Here is a 16,034-nt window from a genome sequence, read left to right as displayed (position 1 = left end):
GCATGCCCCTCGAGCCAGCCCAGCGCTTCCGTGGACCGGTCCTGCCCGACGGCGAGGCACGTGACCTGTACGTCGTCGACGGCCGCATCACCTACGAGGCCCAGCCAGGTGCCGACACCATCGCCGAGGGCTGGATCGTCCCCGGCCTCGTCGACGCCCACTGCCACCTCGGGCTCGACGACTTCGGCGCCACCGACGACGCCGCCACCGAGCAGCAGGCGATCGCCGACCGCGACGGTGGTGCCCTCCTCATCCGCGACGCGGGCTCGGCCGCCGACACCCGCTGGATCCACGACCGCGACGACCTGCCCCGGCTGATCCGCTGCGGGCGGCACATCGCGGCGACGAAGCGCTACATCCGCGGCTACGCCCACGAGGTGGAGCCCGCCGAGCTGGCGGCGTACGCCGCCCAGGAGGCCCGCAACGGCGACGGCTGGATCAAGCTGGTCGGCGACTGGATCTCGCGCGACGAGGGCGACCTCGCGCCCTCGTTCCCCGCCGAGGCGTTCGCCGACGCCATCGCCGCGGCCCATGCCGAGGGGGCCAAGGTGACGGCCCACTGCTTCGGCCACGGGGTGCTGCCCGGGCTGATCGAGGCGGGCATCGACTGCATCGAGCACGGCACCGGGCTCACCGAGGACCTCATCGACGCGATGGTCCAGCACGGCACCCGGCTGGTGCCCACCGTCATGCAGCTCGACAAGTTCCCGGAGCACGCGGCCGCCGGGCGGGAGCGGTTCCCGGCCTACGCCGAGACGATGACCGACCTCTACGACCGCATGCCCGCCACGATCATGGCGGCCCACGAGGCCGGCGTGCCGATCTACGCCGGCTCCGACGGCGGTGGCATCAGCCGCCACGGCAACATCGCGGGAGAGATCGAGGCGCTCGTGCGGATCGGGATGCCCGCCCACGACGCGCTGGGCGCCGCCAGCTGGCGGGCGCGGGAGTGGCTCGGCGTGAACGGCCTCGTCGAGGGCGCCTCGGCGGACTTCGTCGTCTACGACCGGGACCCGCGCGCCGACCTGTCCGTGCTGCGTACGCCGACGCGCGTGGTGCTGCGCGGGCGCGCAGTCGTCGGCTGACGTAGCTGACGTCCGGTCCTCGCCCCGGCCCGCGGTGCGCGTCGACCGGAGCGGCCGGAAACCGATTTGAACCGGCGGCGGGGCAGGCGGTGGGATGGGCGCGTGAGCACCCTCGTCGACCTGTTCCCGCCCTTCGGCCTGCACGTGCAGGCTGGTCCGCTCGAGCTGCGCGGACTGACCGACGAGCTGATCCTCGAGCTGTGCGACCTCGCCGAGAGGGGCATCCACGACCCTGCTGAGATGCCGTTCTACTTCCCGTGGACCGCCGCCCCGCCCGGCGAGCTCGCCCGCAACACCGCGGCGTACCACTGGGGCAAGCGGTCCACCTTCTCGCCGGACGACTTCTGCCTCGACCTCGCGGTGGTCCTCGACGGCCGCGTGATCGGTGCGCAGGGCGTCGCCGCAAAGCACTTCCCCGTGACCCGGACCGGGGAGACCGGGTCGTGGCTGGGGCGTGAGCACCAGGGCCGGGGGCTCGGCACCGCCATGCGCCGGGCGATGTGCGAGCTGCTCTTCGACCACCTCGGCTTCGAGGAGATCACCTCGGCGGCCTTCCTCGACAACCCGGCGTCGCTGGGTGTCTCGCGCAAGGTCGGCTACCGCCCGACCACGGTGAGCCGGATCAAGCGCCGCGAGGGCGAGCTGGCGCTCAACCAGGGGCTCGTCCTCACCCCCGAGACGTTCGTCCGGGGCGAAGAGCCGATCCGGGTCACCGGCGCGGAGGCGGTGCGCTCGTTCATGGGCCTCGACGGGGTGGCCTAGCCCGCGAGAAAATGTCTCGGACGGGTCAACCGCCCGGGAGCACCATGGCTGTGACCTGTCATGGAGGCGTCCCGTGCGAGCCGCTGAGCAGCGTGAGTACGACTGGTACTTCCGTGCGTCCTTCGCTCCGGTGTCGCGGACGGTCTTCCTGATGGTGCACGACCGTGAGCTCGCCGAGGACATCACCCAGGAGGCCCTCTACCGGATGCTGCGGCACTGGCGCACGGTGTCGGGCTACGAGCGCCCGGAGGCGTGGGTACGACGGGTCGCGATCCGCATCGCCGTGCGCGAGCTGCAGCGGCGCGCGGCGCGGCCGGACAAGGAGCGCCTCGCCCAGCCGACGGCGTACGACGACCTCCCCGACCCCGACGTCGCCCGGGCCGTCAACGAGCTGGCGCCGATGCAGCGCGCCGCAGTGGTGCTCTTCTACTGGGAGGACCGGCCAGTGCACGAGATCGCCGAGGCGCTCTCGGTGTCCGAGTCGACCGTGAAGCAGCACCTGTTCCGGGCCCGGCACCGCCTGGCCACGCTGCTGGGAGAAGGAGTGGGCGACCATGCCCGTTGAGGACAGGCTCCGGCAGGGCCTCGAGGCCAACGCGACGTCGTTCTCGCCTGGCGGGGAGTCACGCCTCGCGCAGGTGCACCGCCGGCGGCGCCGCCACAACGGGGCCGTGGCGGCGTCGCTGGGCGTGGCCGCGGCCCTGCTCGCCGCGGTCGCGGTGCAGGTGGTGCACGGCTGGTCCCCGGGGTCAACCCCGCCGGCCGCTGGTGACTGTTCTCCGGTGAGGGGGCACCCAGCCCCGGAGGAGGACCCCATGGACAAGCGCACCATCGCCGCGGCCGCCACGGTCGCCGCCCTCGCCTCGGCCTGCGACCCCGTCGGCGGTACGACCCGCACCCCCACGGGGGACCCGGAGCAGCGCTCGTCCTCGAGCGCCGTCCCGACGCTTCCCGAGCGCGGGGGCTGGGTCCGGGAGGTCACCGCGAAGCGCGGGCGCGCGCTCGGGGTGCCCGCGCGCACCGTGCGCCGCCTGGTCGGCGACGACGGCGTGCTGGCGCTCGGCTTCAAGCTCCAGCAGGGCACCTTCACGATCTGGACCAACGACGACGACTGGAACGCGACCGCGTGGGACTACGGGAGCTACCGGTTCAAGCGCGGGCACGCCCTGGTGCTCACGACCGTGTCGGACACGTGCCCGGGCTGCACGACCTCGATCAGCTGGCACACGGTCGGCGACGACGTCGTGATGGACTCCGTCGACCGCACGAGGTCCGACGCCGTCGCGGAATGGCTGTGGCAGGGGCGCTGGGACCACCAGTCCTAGGGCCGCACGAGAGCTGGTGGACGAGGCGGATTGGTGGCGCGCGGCCACGGTCTGGCAGAATCTTCCCTCGTGTCCTGCGCGCCCGGACCCTCTCATCCGAGCGACGCAGTGCCCTTCGAAGGACCAGCACCGGTGGCCCCACCTGGGAACGGTCCCTCACCCACGACAATTTCTGAGGAGACACCACAAACGTGGCCGTCAAGATTCGCTTGAAGCGCCTGGGCAAGATCCGGGTGCCGCAGTACCGCATCGTCGTCGTCGACTCGCGCAAGAAGCGCGACGGCAAGGTCCTCGAGGAGATCGGCAAGTACCACCCGAAGGAGGACCCGTCCTACATCGACGTCGTCTCCGACCGGGCGCAGTACTGGCTCGGCGTGGGCGCCCAGCCCTCCGAGGCCGTCGAGGCGATCCTCAAGGTCACCGGTGACTGGCAGAAGTTCAAGGGCCTGCCGGGCGCCGAGGGCACCCTGAAGGTCAAGGAGCCGAAGCGCTCCAAGCTCGACATCTTCAACGAGGCCCTCAAGGAGGTGTCCGCCGAGTCGAAGGGCTCCGCGACCACCACCAAGAAGAAGGCCGAGAAGAAGGCCGACGAGCCGGCCGCCGAGGTCCCCGCCTCCGAGACGCCCGAGGGCGCCGCGGACGCCAACGCCGACCTCGAGAACGTCACGGCCGAGGACGCGGGCAAGAACACCTCCGGCGTCGACGCGGACAAGCAGGCCTGATCGTGCTCGCCGAGGCACTCGAGCACCTGGTGCGCGGCATCGTCGACCACCCCGACGACGTCACGGTCCGCGACAAGCAGCTGCGTCGCGGCTCGATCCTCGAGGTCCGGGTCCACCCCGACGACCTCGGCAAGGTGATCGGACGCAACGGCCGCACCGCGACCGCCTTCCGCACCGTCGTCTCGGCCCTCGCCGGCCGCGGCGGTGCCCGGGTCGACTTCGTGGACACCGACCGGCGACGGTAGGAGTCGGCACCTGCGCGGTGTCCACGAAGCATCGGACTCAGCGTCGACACCGGCCGGCGCCGCTGAGCCCAGCACGGCTCGTCGACGGGCGTCACCCCACCGGGGTGGCGCCCGTCGCGCATTTCCGGCGGCGATAACCTCACCCGGTGAGCGATCAGGAACGGGCTGGCATCGAGGTCGTGGTCGGCCGGATCGGCAAGCCCCACGGCATCCGCGGCGAGGTCACCCTCGACGTACGCACCGACGAGCCCGAGCGGCGCTTCGCTCCCGGCACGACGCTGCGCGCGGAGGCGCCCGCCGGCGCCGACCGGCGTCCTTCCAGCCTCACCGTGGCCCGTGCCCGCTGGCACCAGAGCACGCTTCTGGTCACCTTCGAGGAGCTCGCCGACCGCAACGCCGCCGAGGCGGCGCGAGGCACCGTCCTGCACGCCACGATCGCCCACGACGAGACGCCGGAGGACCCCGAGGAGTTCTACGACCACCAGCTCGTCGGCCTCGACGTGGTGGACCTCGACGGCGTCCCGCTCGGCACGGTCAAGGCCCTCGTCCACGGCTCGGCGCAGGACCTGCTGACCGTCCGCACCCCCGACGGGCGCGACGCCCTCGTGCCGTTCGTGTCCGCGCTCGTGCCCGAGGTCGACCTCGCGGCCGGTCGCATCGTGGTCGCCGACCGGCCGGGACTGGTGTCGCCGTTCCCCGACGACAACGACGAGGCGCGGTCGTGAGGATCGACGTCGTCACGATCTTCCCCGACTACCTCACGCCCCTGGGGCTGAGCCTGCCCGGCAAGGCGCGCGACAAGGGGCTGCTCGACATCGAGGTCCACGACCTGCGCCGGTGGACGAGCGACCGGCACCGCACGGTCGACGACACCCCCTACGGCGGCGGCGCCGGGATGGTCATGAAGCCGGAGCCGTGGGGCCAGGCGCTCGAGGCGGTGGCCCGGGGAGCCACGATCGTCTTCACCACGCCCAGCGGTGAGCCCTTCACGCAGGCGCTCGCCCACGACCTGAGCGAGCAGGAGCACCTCGTCTTCGCCTGCGGGCGCTACGAGGGCATCGACCAGCGGGTCATCGAGCACGCCGCCACGCTCGGCACGGTGCGGGAGGTGTCGCTGGGCGACTACGTCCTCAACGGCGGTGAGGTGGCCGCGCTGGCGATCACCGAGGCAGTCGTCCGGTTGCTGCCCGGGTTCATGGGCAACGCCGAGTCGCTGGTCGAGGAGTCGCACGCCGACGGCCTGCTGGAGTACCCCGTCTACACCAAGCCGGCGTCGTGGAACGGGCGCGACGTCCCCGACGTGCTGCTCTCGGGCGACCACGGGAGGATCGCCGCGTGGCGTCGCGAGCAGGCCGAGCGTCGTACGGCCGCACGCCGTCCCGACCTGCTGCCGGCGACCGGGGTCGTGGGCGCGCTCGACGACCTCGACGTACGCCCTGCCGTGCCCGCCGAGGCGGGCGAGCTCTACACGCTGCAGCGCGCCTGCTGGCTGCAGGAGCTGGAGGCCAACCCGGGGGTGGACATCCCGGCGCTGCGCGAGTCGCTCGACGACGTACGCCGAGGGCTGGGGGAGTGGACGGTGCGGGTGGCGCGCGAACCGTCGTCGGGCCGCCTCGTGGGAGCCGTCCGCGGACGGCTCGACCGGCACGGCGAGTGGGACATCGGCCGGATCATGGTGGCGCCCGACCTGCAGGGCCGAGGCCTCGGCCGGGCCCTCCTGGAGCTGGTCGAGGACCTGGCCCCCGCTGACGTCACGACCTACGTCCTGTTCACCGGCGCCGGGTCGCTGGACAACCAGCGGATGTACAAGAAGGCGGGGTTCCGGCTGCGTCCCGACCGCAAGGCCCCGCCCGGGGCGGTCGTGATGACCAAGCAGGCCCGACGTCGGATTTCACGCTGACGGGACGCTCTGGCAGACTTCACCCTTGGTCTGCTCGAGGCCAGGGTCGCCCGGATGCATCAGTCGATGCACAGCGCCGGGGTCCCGCCGCACCGCACCTGCCACAGGGGGCGCACCGGCCGGCCGCACCGAGCACCAGCCAAGTCCATCACCACCACCACCGCGGCTGACCTGTGGCACTCGCGAGGAGCAACATCATGACCAACGTCATCGCCGACCTCGGCACTGCCATCAAGCGTGACGACGTCCCGGACTTCCGCGCCGGCGACACCGTCAAGGTCCACGTCAAGGTCATCGAGGGCAGCCGCTCGCGTGTCCAGGTCTTCCAGGGCGTCGTGATCCGCGTCCACGGCTCGGGCATCGGCCGCACCTTCACCGTCCGCAAGGTCTCCTTCGGCGTCGGCGTCGAGCGCACCTTCCCGGTCAACTCCCCGATCTTCGAGAAGATCGAGGTCGTGACCCGCGGTGACGTGCGTCGCGCCAAGCTCTACTACCTGCGCAACCTGCGCGGCAAGGCCGCCAAGATCAAGGAGCGCCGCGAGGCGTGATCCGTCCCACCGCGCCGTGAGGCGTGGGTTCGACCAGGGACTGGTTAGTCTCTGCGGGTGACTTCAGATGGCCGCGGTTCCTCATCCCTCTCAGCGGGTGAGGAACCGCGGTCGTCGCGTCTGGGAGAGCAGTCGGAGGATGACGCGATGAGTGGTCGCACGGAGAACGAGGCGGGGCAGAAGTCCCGCCGGAGCAAGCGCAAGCAGCTGCCCCTGTGGCAGGAGACGATCCTCCTGCTCGGGGTGGCGCTGGTGCTCGCGATCGTCATCAAGACGTTCTTCGTGCAGGCCTTCTACATCCCTTCGGAGTCGATGGAGCCGGGGCTGATCCTCAACGACCGGATCCTCATCCAGAAGGTCTCCTACTGGGGCGACGGCGAGCCCGAGCGCGGTGACGTCGTGGTCTTCAAGGACCCGGGCGGCTGGTTGCCGCCGATCGACTCCGCCGGCCCCACCAACCCCGTCGCCAAGGTGATGGCCAAGATCGGCCTCTACCCGACCGGCGGTCACCTGGTGAAGCGCGTGATCGGCGTTGCCGGGGACACCATCGAGTGCTGCGACGACCAGGGGCGCCTCCTCGTCAACGGTCACCCGCTCGACGAGTCCGACTACGTCAAGCGCGGCGGCGCGAGCTGCAACGGCCCCATGCCCACCAACGGCGCCTGCGACGAGAAGTGGTCCGTGGGTCCGATCCCCGGCGGCCACATCTTCGTGATGGGCGACAACCGCTCGCGCTCGGCCGACAGCTCGCAGAAGATGTGCCAGTCCGACGAGACCGAGTGCGTCCCGGGTGACGAGTTCGTCCCTGTCGACCTGGTCGTCGGCAAGGTCTTCGTGCTGCTGTGGCCCGCCGACCGCTTCCGCTGGAACACCCGTCCGGAGACGTTCGAGGACGTGCCGGCCCCGTCCTCGTGACCGTGTCCACCGAGCTGCCGCCCCAGCCCCTCCCCGGAGGCGTGACCGTGCGTCGCGACGCCGGGATCTACGGCTACGAGCGCGCCCTGCGCCGGGCCGGTCTCGAGCCGATCGCCGGCGTCGACGAGGCAGGTCGGGGCGCGTGTGCCGGACCCCTGGTCGCGGGCGCCGTGATCCTCCCGCCGGGCAAGGCGGGCATCGTCCCGGGGCTGGCCGACAGCAAGCTCCTCACCGAGGCCGCGCGCGAACGGGTCTACGCCCAGGTCGTGCGCCGCGCGCTGGCGTGGTCGGTCGTGGTCATCGACAACGAAGAGTGCGACCGGCTGGGCATGCACGTCGCCAACGTCGAGGCGCTGCGGCGCGCGGTGGCCCGCCTCGGGACGCGGCCGTCGTACGTCCTCACCGACGGGTTCCCCGTCGACGGCCTCGGTGTCCCCGGCCTCGCCGTCTGGAAGGGCGACCGGGTCGCCGCCTGCATCGCCGCCGCCTCGGTCGTCGCGAAGGTGACCCGGGACCGGCTGATGGTGGGCATGCACGACGAGTGGCCCGCCTACGACTTCCGCACGCACAAGGGCTACATCACCGCCGAGCACGAGGCGGCCCTGGCGCAGCACGGACCGTGCCCGGCGCACCGGATGCGGTTCGTCAACGTGCGTCGCGCGGCGGGTCTCGAGCCGGTCGCCGGGCAGGAGGTGGCTAGTCTCGGCGCAGGGACGGACAGCACCACGGAGGAGGACGGATGAGCGCCGAGGATCTCGAGAAGTACGAGACCGAGATGGAGCTCACCCTCTATCGCGAGTACCGCGACGTCGTGGGCATCTTCAAGTACGTCGTGGAGACCGACCGTCGCTTCTACCTCTGCAACCAGGTCGACGTGAAGGCCCGCTCGGAGAGCGGTGACGTCTTCTTCGAGGTCTCCATGAGCGACGCCTGGGTCTGGGACATGTACCGGCCCGCGCGGTTCGCGAAGAACGTCAAGGTGCTGACGTTCAAGGACGTCAACGTCGAGGAGCTCGCGCCGCAGGACATCGACCCGCCCAAGGACTGAGCCGGCGCCCGTTGCCGCTGTCGAATTCCCCGCTCGAGCGGGGACTCCGACTCCTGGAGGCCTTTGCAAAGGCCTCCAAGTGACAGGACAGGCCGACAAGTCCGGGTCCGGACAGCCGTGCGTACGCCGGCGCGCGTCGACGGTGCTGGCACGGACCTGACCACGGATCGTCCACAACCCCGCCGATCCGGGCGTCCTCCACAGGCTCGGTGCCGCGCCGACGTACGCCGTCGGTGCCGCGCGGTGTGCTGGTTCCTCCCGAACCTGCCCACCGGAAGGCGCCCACCATGGCCCGACGAGCTGCCGCTTCCCCGTTCGCCCTCGATCCCGCGGCCGAGCACCGTCGCCGGCTGGGGGAGCGCGGCGAGACGATCGCGGTGCGCCACCTCTGCCGGCTCGGACTGGTCCTGCTCGACCGCAACTGGCGGTGCGACGCCGGCGAGATCGACCTGGTGCTGCGCGACGGGAACACCCTGGTGATCTGTGAGGTCAAGACCCGCACGACGACCGACTTCGGTGAGCCGCTCGAGGCCATCGACCGGCGCAAGGCAGACCGGCTGCGCCGCCTCGGGGCGCGGTGGCTGCTCGCGCACGACTGCCACCCCGACGACGTCCGCATCGACCTGGTGGGCGTCCTGGCACCTCGCGGTCGACCGGTCGAGGTCGAGCACGTGGAGGGGGTCGGCTGATGGCCTTCGCGACGGCTCGCTCGCTGGCGCTCAAGGGTGCTGACGGCCACGTCATCGACGTCCAGGTCGACGTCTCCCCGGGCCTGGTCAACACCACCATCGTCGGCCGCGTGGACAAGACGCTGTCCGAGGCCCGCGACCGGGTGCGGATGGCGATCAACAACGACTGCGGGCGCTGGCCGGCGACCAAGCGGGTCACGATCCTGCTGGCGCCTGCCGACCTCCCCAAGAGCGGCACCCACTACGACCTCGCGATCGCGATGGCGGTCATGGCCGCTGACAAGAAGCACGAGGACCTGACGCCCGACCTGCTCGAAGGTTGGGCGTTCATCGGCGAGCTGTCCGTCGCCGGTGCCCTGCGCCCGGTGCCGGGGGTCCTGCCCATGGTGATCGCCGCTGCCGCCCACGGCATCACCCGCGTCTTCGTGCCGGAGCCGCAGGCCGGCGAGGCCGGGCTGGTGCCGGGGATGACGGTGTTCGGCGTCCGGTCGCTGGCGCAGGTGTCCGCGGTGCTGCGCGGCGCCGAGGTGCCCGAGGCCGACCCGGTCGTGGGTCCGTCGTCCAGCCCGCTGGCGACGTGGCGCGGGGAGGACCGTCTGGCCGACCTCGACCTCAGCGACCTCGACGGTCTCGACGACGTCCGCTACGCGGTCGAGGTCGCCGCCGCGGGTGGTCACCCCACGATGCTCATCGGCCCCCGCGGGACGGGCAAGACGTCGATCGCCGAGCGCATCCCGACGATCCTGCCCGACCTGACGACCGAGCAGGCCCTCGAGGTGACGGCGCTCCACTCGGTCGCCGGCGTCCTCCCGGAGGGGAGCGGGCTGGTGCGCCGTCCCCCGTGGTTCGCCCCGCACCACTCGGCCACCGCCGCGAGCGTCCTGGGAGGCGGCACCGGCAGGGTGCGGCCGGGCCAGGTCAGCCTCGCGCACCACGGTGTGCTCTTCCTCGACGAGTTCCCGCACTTCCGCTCCGACGTCGTCGAGGCGATGCGACAGCCGCTCGAGTCAGGGGAGGTGACGATCGCCCGGGGTGAGGAGTCGGCCACCTATCCGGCCCGCTCGCTGGTGGTGCTCGCGGCCAACCCGTGTCCGTGCGGCAACTTCCACGGGCTCTCCGGTGGCACCTGCGAGTGCAGCGAGGTGCAGCGTTCCCACTACCGTCGCAAGCTCACGGGTCCGATCCTCGACCGGGTCGACATCTGGATGGAGGTGCGACCCCAGGGCAGGCGGACGGGCTCGTCGTTCCGCCCGGAGCCGGAGTCGTCCGCCGACGTGCGGGCTCGGGTGGTCGAGGCCAGGCTGCGCCAGGCGCGCCGCTACCGCGACTGCGCCTGGCTCCTCAACGCGTCGTGCCCCGGCCCGGCCCTGGCTGAGGGGTGGCCCCTGGAGCCCGCCGGCCAGCGTCTCGTCGACAAGGAGCTGTCCGAGGGCAGGCTCACCCGCCGCGGGCTGACGCGCGTGCAGCGCCTGGCCTGGACGGTGGCCGACTGCGCGGGAGTGACCAGGCCGGGCGAGCGCGAGGCCGAGATCGCGTTGGCGCTCCGGTCCGACGATCCCGCGCGCTCGCTGCCGGCGTGGGTCGTCCGGGTGGCGTCGTGAGCGGCGCACACCTGCGGTCGGTGCCGCCCGTCGCGGGGCCGGCGGGCGAGGTGTCCGAGGCCGAGCGCCTCGCCCGGGTGACGCTGAGCTGCGCGGTGGAGCCCGGCGACGGCACGACGTCGTCGCTCGTGCGCCAGCTGGGCGCTGAGCGCGCGCTCGAGAAGGCGCGGTCAGCGGGGGAGGGCGAGGCCGGGGAGATGCTCGCGCAGCGGCTGGCCGAGGTCGACGCGGTCCGCCAGCTCGACCAGGCCGCGCGGTGCGGCATCCGCTTCCTCGTCCCCGGCGACGCCGAGTGGCCCACCGGCCTCGACCAGCTCGACGACGCCATCACCCTGGAGGGATTCGGAGGCACGCCCCCGGGCCTGTGGGTGAAGGGCCCGATGCCGCTCACCGAGCTCGCCACCTCGGTCGCCGTGGTCGGCTCCCGGGCGGCCTCGGTCTACGGCGTGGAGATGACCCGAGCGCTCTGCGAGCACCTGTCGTTCGCGGGGGTGCCCGTGGTCTCGGGCGGGGCGCTGGGCATCGACTTCGAGGCGCACGACGCCGCGTTGTCCGCCGACGGTGTGACGGCCGCCGTCCTGGCGTGCGGTGCGGACCGGGTCTATCCCGCCCACAACCGACCCCTGCTCCAGCACCTCGCCGCCCAGTACGCCGTCGTGTCCGAGCAGCCGCCCGGGTCGGCGCCGACGCGGCCGCGGTTCCTGGCCCGCAACCGGCTGATCGCCGCCATGACCAGCGGCACCGTGGTGGTCGAGGCGGCCCTGCGCAGCGGCGCCCTCAACACGGCCGGGTGGGCCGAGAGCCTGAACCGCCACGTGATGTGCGTGCCCGGTCCGGTCACCAGCTACACGTCCCGGGGCGTCAACAACTTCCTCCGCGAGGGCCGCGGCACCGTCGTCACCCACGGCGCGGAGGTGCTCGAGCTGATCGGCGCGGCGGGGGAGCACCTGCTCGAGCCGCCGCGAGGCGAGGGTCGACCGCGTGACGAGCTGACCCCGACGGAGCGGACCGTCGTGGAGTGGGTGCCGGTCAGCGAGTCGGCGGGGGTCGAGTCGATCTCGCGCCTCTGCGGGCTCTCGCTCCGCACCACGGAGGGCGCGCTGCGCCGGCTGAGGTCCAAGCGGTTCGTCCGGCTCACCGATGAGGGGTGGCGGCTCGCGCCTGACACGTGAGCGCCCTCGGCGCGCCTAGGCTCTCGAGGGTGAGCGAGCCGGACGTGTCCGTGGACGAGGGGGACGAGGGAGAGGGCCTGCCCGAGCCTTTCGTCCGCCTCCTCGGCGACTACGAGCGCCACCTCGTCTCCGAGCGCGACCTGGCCCCGCACACGGTGCGTGCCTACCTCGGCGACATCGCCGGGCTGCTCGACCACTGCCAGCGCCTCGGAGCCACGGACGTGGCAGACCTCGACCTGCGCACGCTCCGCAGCTGGCTGGCCCGGCTGCAGACGACCGGTCGCAGCCGTACGACGATCGCGCGACGCGCCACGGCTGCGCGGGTGTTCACCGCGTGGCTGCACCGGACCGGTCGGCTGCCGACCGACCCGGGTGCTGCGCTCGGTTCGCCCAAGAAGCACAAGACCCTCCCACCCGTGCTGCGGGCGGACGAGGCCGAGGCGCTGATCCGGTCGGCCGCCGACCTCGCCGACGACGGCACCCCGGTCGGGCTGCGCGACGTGGCGATGCTCGAGCTGCTCTACGCCACGGGTATCCGCGTCGGTGAGCTCGTCGGCCTCGACATCGACGACGTCGACGACGAGCGCCGGGTCGTGCGTGTCTTCGGCAAGGGCCGCAAGGAGCGTTCGGTGCCCTACGGCACGCCCGCGGGCCGGGCGATCGACCGCTGGCTCAGCACCGGTCGACCACGCCTGCGCGTGGAGGGATCCGGGCCTGCGCTCTTCCTCGGGGTGCGGGGGCGGCGCATCGACCAGCGGGCGGTCCGTCAGCTGGTGCACCGCCGCATCGCCGACGTACCCGGTGCGCCCGACATCGGGCCGCATGGCCTGCGCCACACCGCCGCCACCCACCTGCTCGAGGGCGGGGCCGACCTCAGGTCGGTCCAGGAGCTCCTCGGCCACGCCTCGCTGGCCACCACCCAGCTCTACACCCACGTCACGACCGACCGGCTGCGACGGGCGTACCAGCAGGCCCACCCCCGCGCCTGAACGAAGACGCGCCAGCGGGGGAGCGTCGTCAGGCGACCCACTCGACCGGGCGGCGCCAACGCGAGAGGGGCGGGCTCCACGGCAGCCGGACCGTGACCGGTTCGTCGCGCCACAGGGGCAGCAGCCGCACCGGACCGCCGCCGACGAGTGAGAGCGGGTCGAGGTAGGTCCTGGCGTCACCCTCTCCCTCGACGAGGCCCCAGTGGAGGCAGGCAGCGGGGAAGCAGTGGCTGTCGGTGACCACGAGGCGCCCCAGGACGTCACCGGCGGCCACGGCCTGGCCGGCCTCCACGGACGCCACGACCGGCTCATAGGTCGTACGACGACCGCCGTGCAGCACGGTGACGACGGGCTTGCCGCCGATCGAGCCGGCGAAGCCGACCGTCCCGGCCAGCGCTGCGCGCACCGCCTGGCCGGGGGACCCGGCCAGGTCGACGCCGCGGTGCCCGGCGGCGTAGGGGTTGGGTGGTGGCTCGAAGTGGCGCACGACGTCGGGTCGAGGGTCCAGCGGCCACACGCCCACGGGGTCGTGGGGACGCGCGTGCGCCGGCGCCGCGACGCCCGTGAGCAACAGCAGGAGGACGGCTCCGAGGACGGCTCGCATCGGGCGATCCTCGCCCGGTCGGGGACCTCGGACGAGCGTCGCCGACGTCGGCTGTGGACGGGCGGCCGGACACCCCCGTTGTGGACGTCTGGTGGCCACCCGATCCACGCTCGGCCCACGCTCAGGGGAGGGGTGGCTGAGATTCGCCTCGCGGGGAGCCTCTGGCCTACGATGTGCGGAGCAGTCCACCCGGACTGACTTCGCACGCTCGCCGACCGTGCCCGGGATGCTCCTCGATCCCGGACCACCCGCGGGCGTCGGTCCTCAGTTCCCGCCAGCTCCAGGTCCATCGGAGTGGGCGCGGATCGGACCGGCGTGTGAGCGTCAGGGCACCCGGCTCCCGCCGGGCGCAGCAACTGAAAACAACAGGAGTCCGCTCCCCGGTCCGACCTGCCACAAGGTCGGGCGCATCGGTGAGCGCCTCCGTCACCACAGGAGAACCCATGGCAGTCGTCACCATGCGCCAGCTGCTCGAGAGCGGCGTCCACTTCGGGCACCAGACCCGTCGCTGGAACCCCAAGATGAAGCGCTTCATCATGACCGAGCGCAACGGCATCTACATCATCGACCTGCAGCAGTCGCTGTCCTACATCGACCGCTCGTACGCCTTCGTCAAGGAGACCGTCGCCAAGGGCGGGGTCATCATGTTCGTCGGCACCAAGAAGCAGGCCCAGGAGGCCATCGCCGAGCAGGCGACGCGCGTCGGGATGCCCTACGTCAACCAGCGCTGGCTGGGCGGCATGCTCACCAACTTCCAGACCGTGCACCAGCGGATCAACCGCCTCAAGGAGCTCGACGAGGTCGACTTCGACAACGTCGCCGGCTCCGGTCGCACCAAGAAGGAGCTCCTGCAGATGAAGCGGGAGCGCGACAAGCTCGACAAGACCCTCGGCGGCATCCGCGAGATGTCCAAGGTCCCCTCCGCGGTGTGGATCGTCGACACCAACAAGGAGCACCTGGCCGTCGAGGAGGCGCGCAAGCTGCGGATCCCGATCATCGGCATCCTCGACTCCAACTGCGACCCCGACCTGGTGGACTTCCCGATCCCGGGCAACGACGACGCCATCCGTGCGGTCGGCCTGCTGACCCGCGTGGTCGCGGACGCCGTGGCCGAGGGCCTCATCGCCCGCTCCGGTGCGAAGGCCGGCGACGCCGACGAGACCGTCGGTGCCGAGGAGCCCCTCGCCGAGTGGGAGCGCGAGCTCCTCGAGGGTGACGCCGAGAAGGCCGCCACGGCCGCCACCGGCGACGCCGCTGCCGAGACCCCGGCGTCCGAGGCGACCGGTGCCGCGTCCGAGGCCCCGCAGGCCGACGCCGCCGCCGAGGCCGCGACCGAGGCCCCCGCCGAGACCGAGGTCGCCGAGACCGAGGCCGCCACCGAGGCGCCCGCCGAGGCCGAGGCCGACAAGAAGGACTGATCCGGTGTGCCGGCCGCGGGCTCACGTCCGCGGCCGGCGCCCGTGTCGTCCCGCCCACCGCAGGGCCGCCCCGATCCGGCCCGCGAACCCCCTGGACCAAAGGAAGAAGGACCATGGCCAACTTCACCGCCGCCGACGTCAAGAAGCTCCGTGAGCTGACCCAGGCCGGGATGATGGACTGCAAGAAGGCGCTGACCGAGACGGACGGCGACTTCGACAAGGCCGTCGAGCTGCTCCGCGTCAAGGGCGCCGCCAAGGCCGCCGCCCGCGGTGCCGAGCGCGAGACCGCCGCCGGCCTCGTCGCCACCTCCGGCAACGCCCTGGTCGAGCTCAAGAGCGAGACCGACTTCGTCGCGAAGAACGAGGAGTTCATCGCCAAGGCGCAGCAGATCGCCGACGTCGCCGACTCCGTCAAGGCCGCCGACACCGAGGCGCTCAAGGCCGCCGAGCTCGACGGCAAGACCGTCGGCGAGGTCGTCGAGGACCTGGCCATCACGATCGGCGAGAAGATCGAGCTGGGCGACGTCGCCTACTTCGACGGCAACACCGTCACCTACATGCACAAGCGTGCCGCAGACCTCCCGCCCGCCGTCGGCGTGCTGGTGGAGTTCGAGGGTGACGAGGCTGCCGCCCGCGCCGCCGCGATGCAGATCGCCGCGATGAAGGCCCAGTACCTCACCCGCGACGAGGTCCCGGCCGACGTCGTGGAGTCCGAGCGCTCCATCGCCGAGCAGAAGACCCGCGAGGAGGGCAAGCCCGAGCAGGCGATCGCCAAGATCGTCGAGGGTCGCCTCGGTGGCTTCTTCAAGGAGATCGTCCTGCTCGAGCAGGAGTCGGTCACCGAGTCCAAGAAGTCGGTCAAGGCCGTCCTGGACGCGGCCGGCACCACCGTGAAGCGGTTCGCCCGCTTCGAGGTCGGCGCCTGAGCCACGCCTCACCGATCGCCGACGAGGGGTCGTACGCCGTCCGGCGTACGGCCCCTCGTCGCGTCGTCGGGCTCCGGTTCGACCG

19 protein-coding genes are annotated in these 16,034 nt (G+C 72.2%); 18 read left to right on the top strand and 1 reads right to left on the bottom strand.

Going from position 1 to position 16,034, the window contains the following annotated elements:
- Positions 1 to 2: 2 nt before the first annotated feature.
- The 16 genes from AC3A3L_RS19280 to AC3A3L_RS19205 all read left to right on the top strand — a co-directional run bounded on the left by AC3A3L_RS19280 (position 3) and on the right by AC3A3L_RS19205 (position 13,001).
- Positions 3 to 1,085 (top strand): amidohydrolase family protein, encoded by a 1,083-nt coding sequence (locus tag AC3A3L_RS19280; protein ID WP_487641652.1) that lies wholly within the window; start codon positions 3 to 5, stop codon positions 1,083 to 1,085.
- A 102-nt stretch (positions 1,086 to 1,187) separates the two neighbouring features.
- Positions 1,188 to 1,847: a GNAT family N-acetyltransferase gene (locus AC3A3L_RS19275; RefSeq protein WP_487641651.1), complete on the top strand. Its 660-nt coding sequence runs from the start codon at positions 1,188 to 1,190 to the stop codon at positions 1,845 to 1,847.
- 73 nt (positions 1,848 to 1,920) lie between these two features.
- Positions 1,921 to 2,412, top strand: coding sequence for an RNA polymerase sigma factor (locus AC3A3L_RS19270; RefSeq protein ID WP_487641650.1), 492 nt, complete (start codon positions 1,921 to 1,923; stop codon positions 2,410 to 2,412).
- Positions 2,402 to 3,172: a hypothetical protein gene (locus tag AC3A3L_RS19265; RefSeq protein ID WP_487641649.1), complete on the top strand. Its 771-nt coding sequence runs from the start codon at positions 2,402 to 2,404 to the stop codon at positions 3,170 to 3,172. Before AC3A3L_RS19270 ends, AC3A3L_RS19265 begins: the two co-directional genes overlap by 11 nt.
- A 191-nt stretch (positions 3,173 to 3,363) precedes the next feature.
- Positions 3,364 to 3,894: a 30S ribosomal protein S16 gene (gene rpsP, locus AC3A3L_RS19260; RefSeq protein ID WP_487641648.1), complete on the top strand. Its 531-nt coding sequence runs from the start codon at positions 3,364 to 3,366 to the stop codon at positions 3,892 to 3,894.
- Positions 3,895 to 3,896: 2 nt separating this feature from the next.
- Positions 3,897 to 4,139 carry an RNA-binding protein gene (locus AC3A3L_RS19255; RefSeq protein ID WP_090973096.1) on the top strand — a complete coding sequence of 81 codons (243 nt, stop codon included), beginning with the start codon at positions 3,897 to 3,899 and terminating at the stop codon, positions 4,137 to 4,139.
- A gap of 146 nt (positions 4,140 to 4,285) precedes the next feature.
- Entirely contained in the window at positions 4,286 to 4,864 is a 579-nt protein-coding gene (gene rimM, locus AC3A3L_RS19250) for a ribosome maturation factor RimM (protein WP_487641647.1), read from the top strand.
- A complete protein-coding gene (gene trmD, locus AC3A3L_RS19245; protein ID WP_487641646.1) occupies positions 4,861 to 6,039 on the top strand; it encodes a tRNA (guanosine(37)-N1)-methyltransferase TrmD in 1,179 nt (392 codons plus the stop codon). Before rimM ends, trmD begins: the two co-directional genes overlap by 4 nt.
- Before the next feature lie 197 nt (positions 6,040 to 6,236).
- Positions 6,237 to 6,587 carry a 50S ribosomal protein L19 gene (rplS, locus tag AC3A3L_RS19240; protein ID WP_135840759.1) on the top strand — a complete coding sequence of 117 codons (351 nt, stop codon included), beginning with the start codon at positions 6,237 to 6,239 and terminating at the stop codon, positions 6,585 to 6,587.
- Between the two features lie 147 nt (positions 6,588 to 6,734).
- Positions 6,735 to 7,502 (top strand): signal peptidase I, encoded by a 768-nt coding sequence (lepB, locus tag AC3A3L_RS19235; protein ID WP_487641645.1) that lies wholly within the window; start codon positions 6,735 to 6,737, stop codon positions 7,500 to 7,502.
- 41 nt (positions 7,503 to 7,543) lie between these two features.
- Positions 7,544 to 8,245 carry a ribonuclease HII gene (locus AC3A3L_RS19230; RefSeq protein ID WP_487641698.1) on the top strand — a complete coding sequence of 234 codons (702 nt, stop codon included), beginning with the start codon at positions 7,544 to 7,546 and terminating at the stop codon, positions 8,243 to 8,245.
- Positions 8,242 to 8,550 (top strand): DUF2469 domain-containing protein, encoded by a 309-nt coding sequence (locus AC3A3L_RS19225; RefSeq protein WP_211731276.1) that lies wholly within the window; start codon positions 8,242 to 8,244, stop codon positions 8,548 to 8,550. Before AC3A3L_RS19230 ends, AC3A3L_RS19225 begins: the two co-directional genes overlap by 4 nt.
- A gap of 287 nt (positions 8,551 to 8,837) precedes the next feature.
- Complete coding sequence (locus AC3A3L_RS19220) at positions 8,838 to 9,239, top strand: YraN family protein (protein WP_487641644.1); 402 nt, start codon at positions 8,838 to 8,840, stop codon at positions 9,237 to 9,239.
- Positions 9,239 to 10,840, top strand: coding sequence for a YifB family Mg chelatase-like AAA ATPase (locus tag AC3A3L_RS19215; RefSeq protein ID WP_487641643.1), 1,602 nt, complete (start codon positions 9,239 to 9,241; stop codon positions 10,838 to 10,840). The genes AC3A3L_RS19220 and AC3A3L_RS19215 overlap by 1 nt, the downstream gene beginning before the upstream one ends.
- Positions 10,837 to 12,012 (top strand): DNA-processing protein DprA, encoded by a 1,176-nt coding sequence (gene dprA, locus AC3A3L_RS19210; protein ID WP_487641642.1) that lies wholly within the window; start codon positions 10,837 to 10,839, stop codon positions 12,010 to 12,012. Before AC3A3L_RS19215 ends, dprA begins: the two co-directional genes overlap by 4 nt.
- A gap of 29 nt (positions 12,013 to 12,041) precedes the next feature.
- Positions 12,042 to 13,001: a tyrosine recombinase XerC gene (locus AC3A3L_RS19205; RefSeq protein ID WP_487641641.1), complete on the top strand. Its 960-nt coding sequence runs from the start codon at positions 12,042 to 12,044 to the stop codon at positions 12,999 to 13,001.
- A 28-nt stretch (positions 13,002 to 13,029) separates the two neighbouring features.
- Here AC3A3L_RS19205 and AC3A3L_RS19200 read toward each other — a convergent pair whose 3' ends face one another.
- Positions 13,030 to 13,605, bottom strand: a complete 576-nt coding sequence (locus AC3A3L_RS19200) for a peptidoglycan DD-metalloendopeptidase family protein (protein WP_487641640.1) — start codon at positions 13,603 to 13,605, stop codon at positions 13,030 to 13,032.
- A 443-nt stretch (positions 13,606 to 14,048) separates the two neighbouring features.
- On the opposite strand from AC3A3L_RS19200, the gene rpsB reads away from it, so the two are divergent.
- The gene (rpsB, locus tag AC3A3L_RS19195) at positions 14,049 to 15,023 is read left to right on the top strand and encodes a 30S ribosomal protein S2 (protein ID WP_487641639.1); all 975 of its coding nucleotides are present in this window, start codon (positions 14,049 to 14,051) and stop codon (positions 15,021 to 15,023) included.
- Positions 15,024 to 15,136: 113 nt separating this feature from the next.
- Positions 15,137 to 15,949: a translation elongation factor Ts gene (tsf, locus tag AC3A3L_RS19190; RefSeq protein WP_487641638.1), complete on the top strand. Its 813-nt coding sequence runs from the start codon at positions 15,137 to 15,139 to the stop codon at positions 15,947 to 15,949.
- Positions 15,950 to 16,034: the final 85 nt, after the last annotated feature.

The organism is Nocardioides sp. Soil_C_8, from assembly GCF_057656315.1.
Note: the sequence above shows the minus strand (reverse complement) of the source record. Positions and strands in the feature narration are given on the sequence as shown.

Excerpts from the sequence above, each read along its gene's own strand:
- AC3A3L_RS19280 (WP_487641652.1), top strand. The coding sequence starts at position 3 with ATGCCCCTCGAGCCAGCCCAGCGCTTCCGTGGACCGGTCCTGCCCGAC.
- AC3A3L_RS19265 (WP_487641649.1), top strand. The coding sequence starts at position 2,402 with ATGCCCGTTGAGGACAGGCTCCGGCAGGGCCTCGAGGCCAACGCGACG.
- rplS (WP_135840759.1), top strand. The coding sequence starts at position 6,237 with ATGACCAACGTCATCGCCGACCTCGGCACTGCCATCAAGCGTGACGAC.
- lepB (WP_487641645.1), top strand. The coding sequence starts at position 6,735 with ATGAGTGGTCGCACGGAGAACGAGGCGGGGCAGAAGTCCCGCCGGAGC.
- AC3A3L_RS19225 (WP_211731276.1), top strand. The coding sequence starts at position 8,242 with ATGAGCGCCGAGGATCTCGAGAAGTACGAGACCGAGATGGAGCTCACC.
- AC3A3L_RS19220 (WP_487641644.1), top strand. The coding sequence starts at position 8,838 with ATGGCCCGACGAGCTGCCGCTTCCCCGTTCGCCCTCGATCCCGCGGCC.
- AC3A3L_RS19215 (WP_487641643.1), top strand. The coding sequence starts at position 9,239 with ATGGCCTTCGCGACGGCTCGCTCGCTGGCGCTCAAGGGTGCTGACGGC.
- AC3A3L_RS19200 (WP_487641640.1), bottom strand. The coding sequence starts at position 13,605 with ATGCGAGCCGTCCTCGGAGCCGTCCTCCTGCTGTTGCTCACGGGCGTC.
- rpsB (WP_487641639.1), top strand. The coding sequence starts at position 14,049 with ATGGCAGTCGTCACCATGCGCCAGCTGCTCGAGAGCGGCGTCCACTTC.
- tsf (WP_487641638.1), top strand. The coding sequence starts at position 15,137 with ATGGCCAACTTCACCGCCGCCGACGTCAAGAAGCTCCGTGAGCTGACC.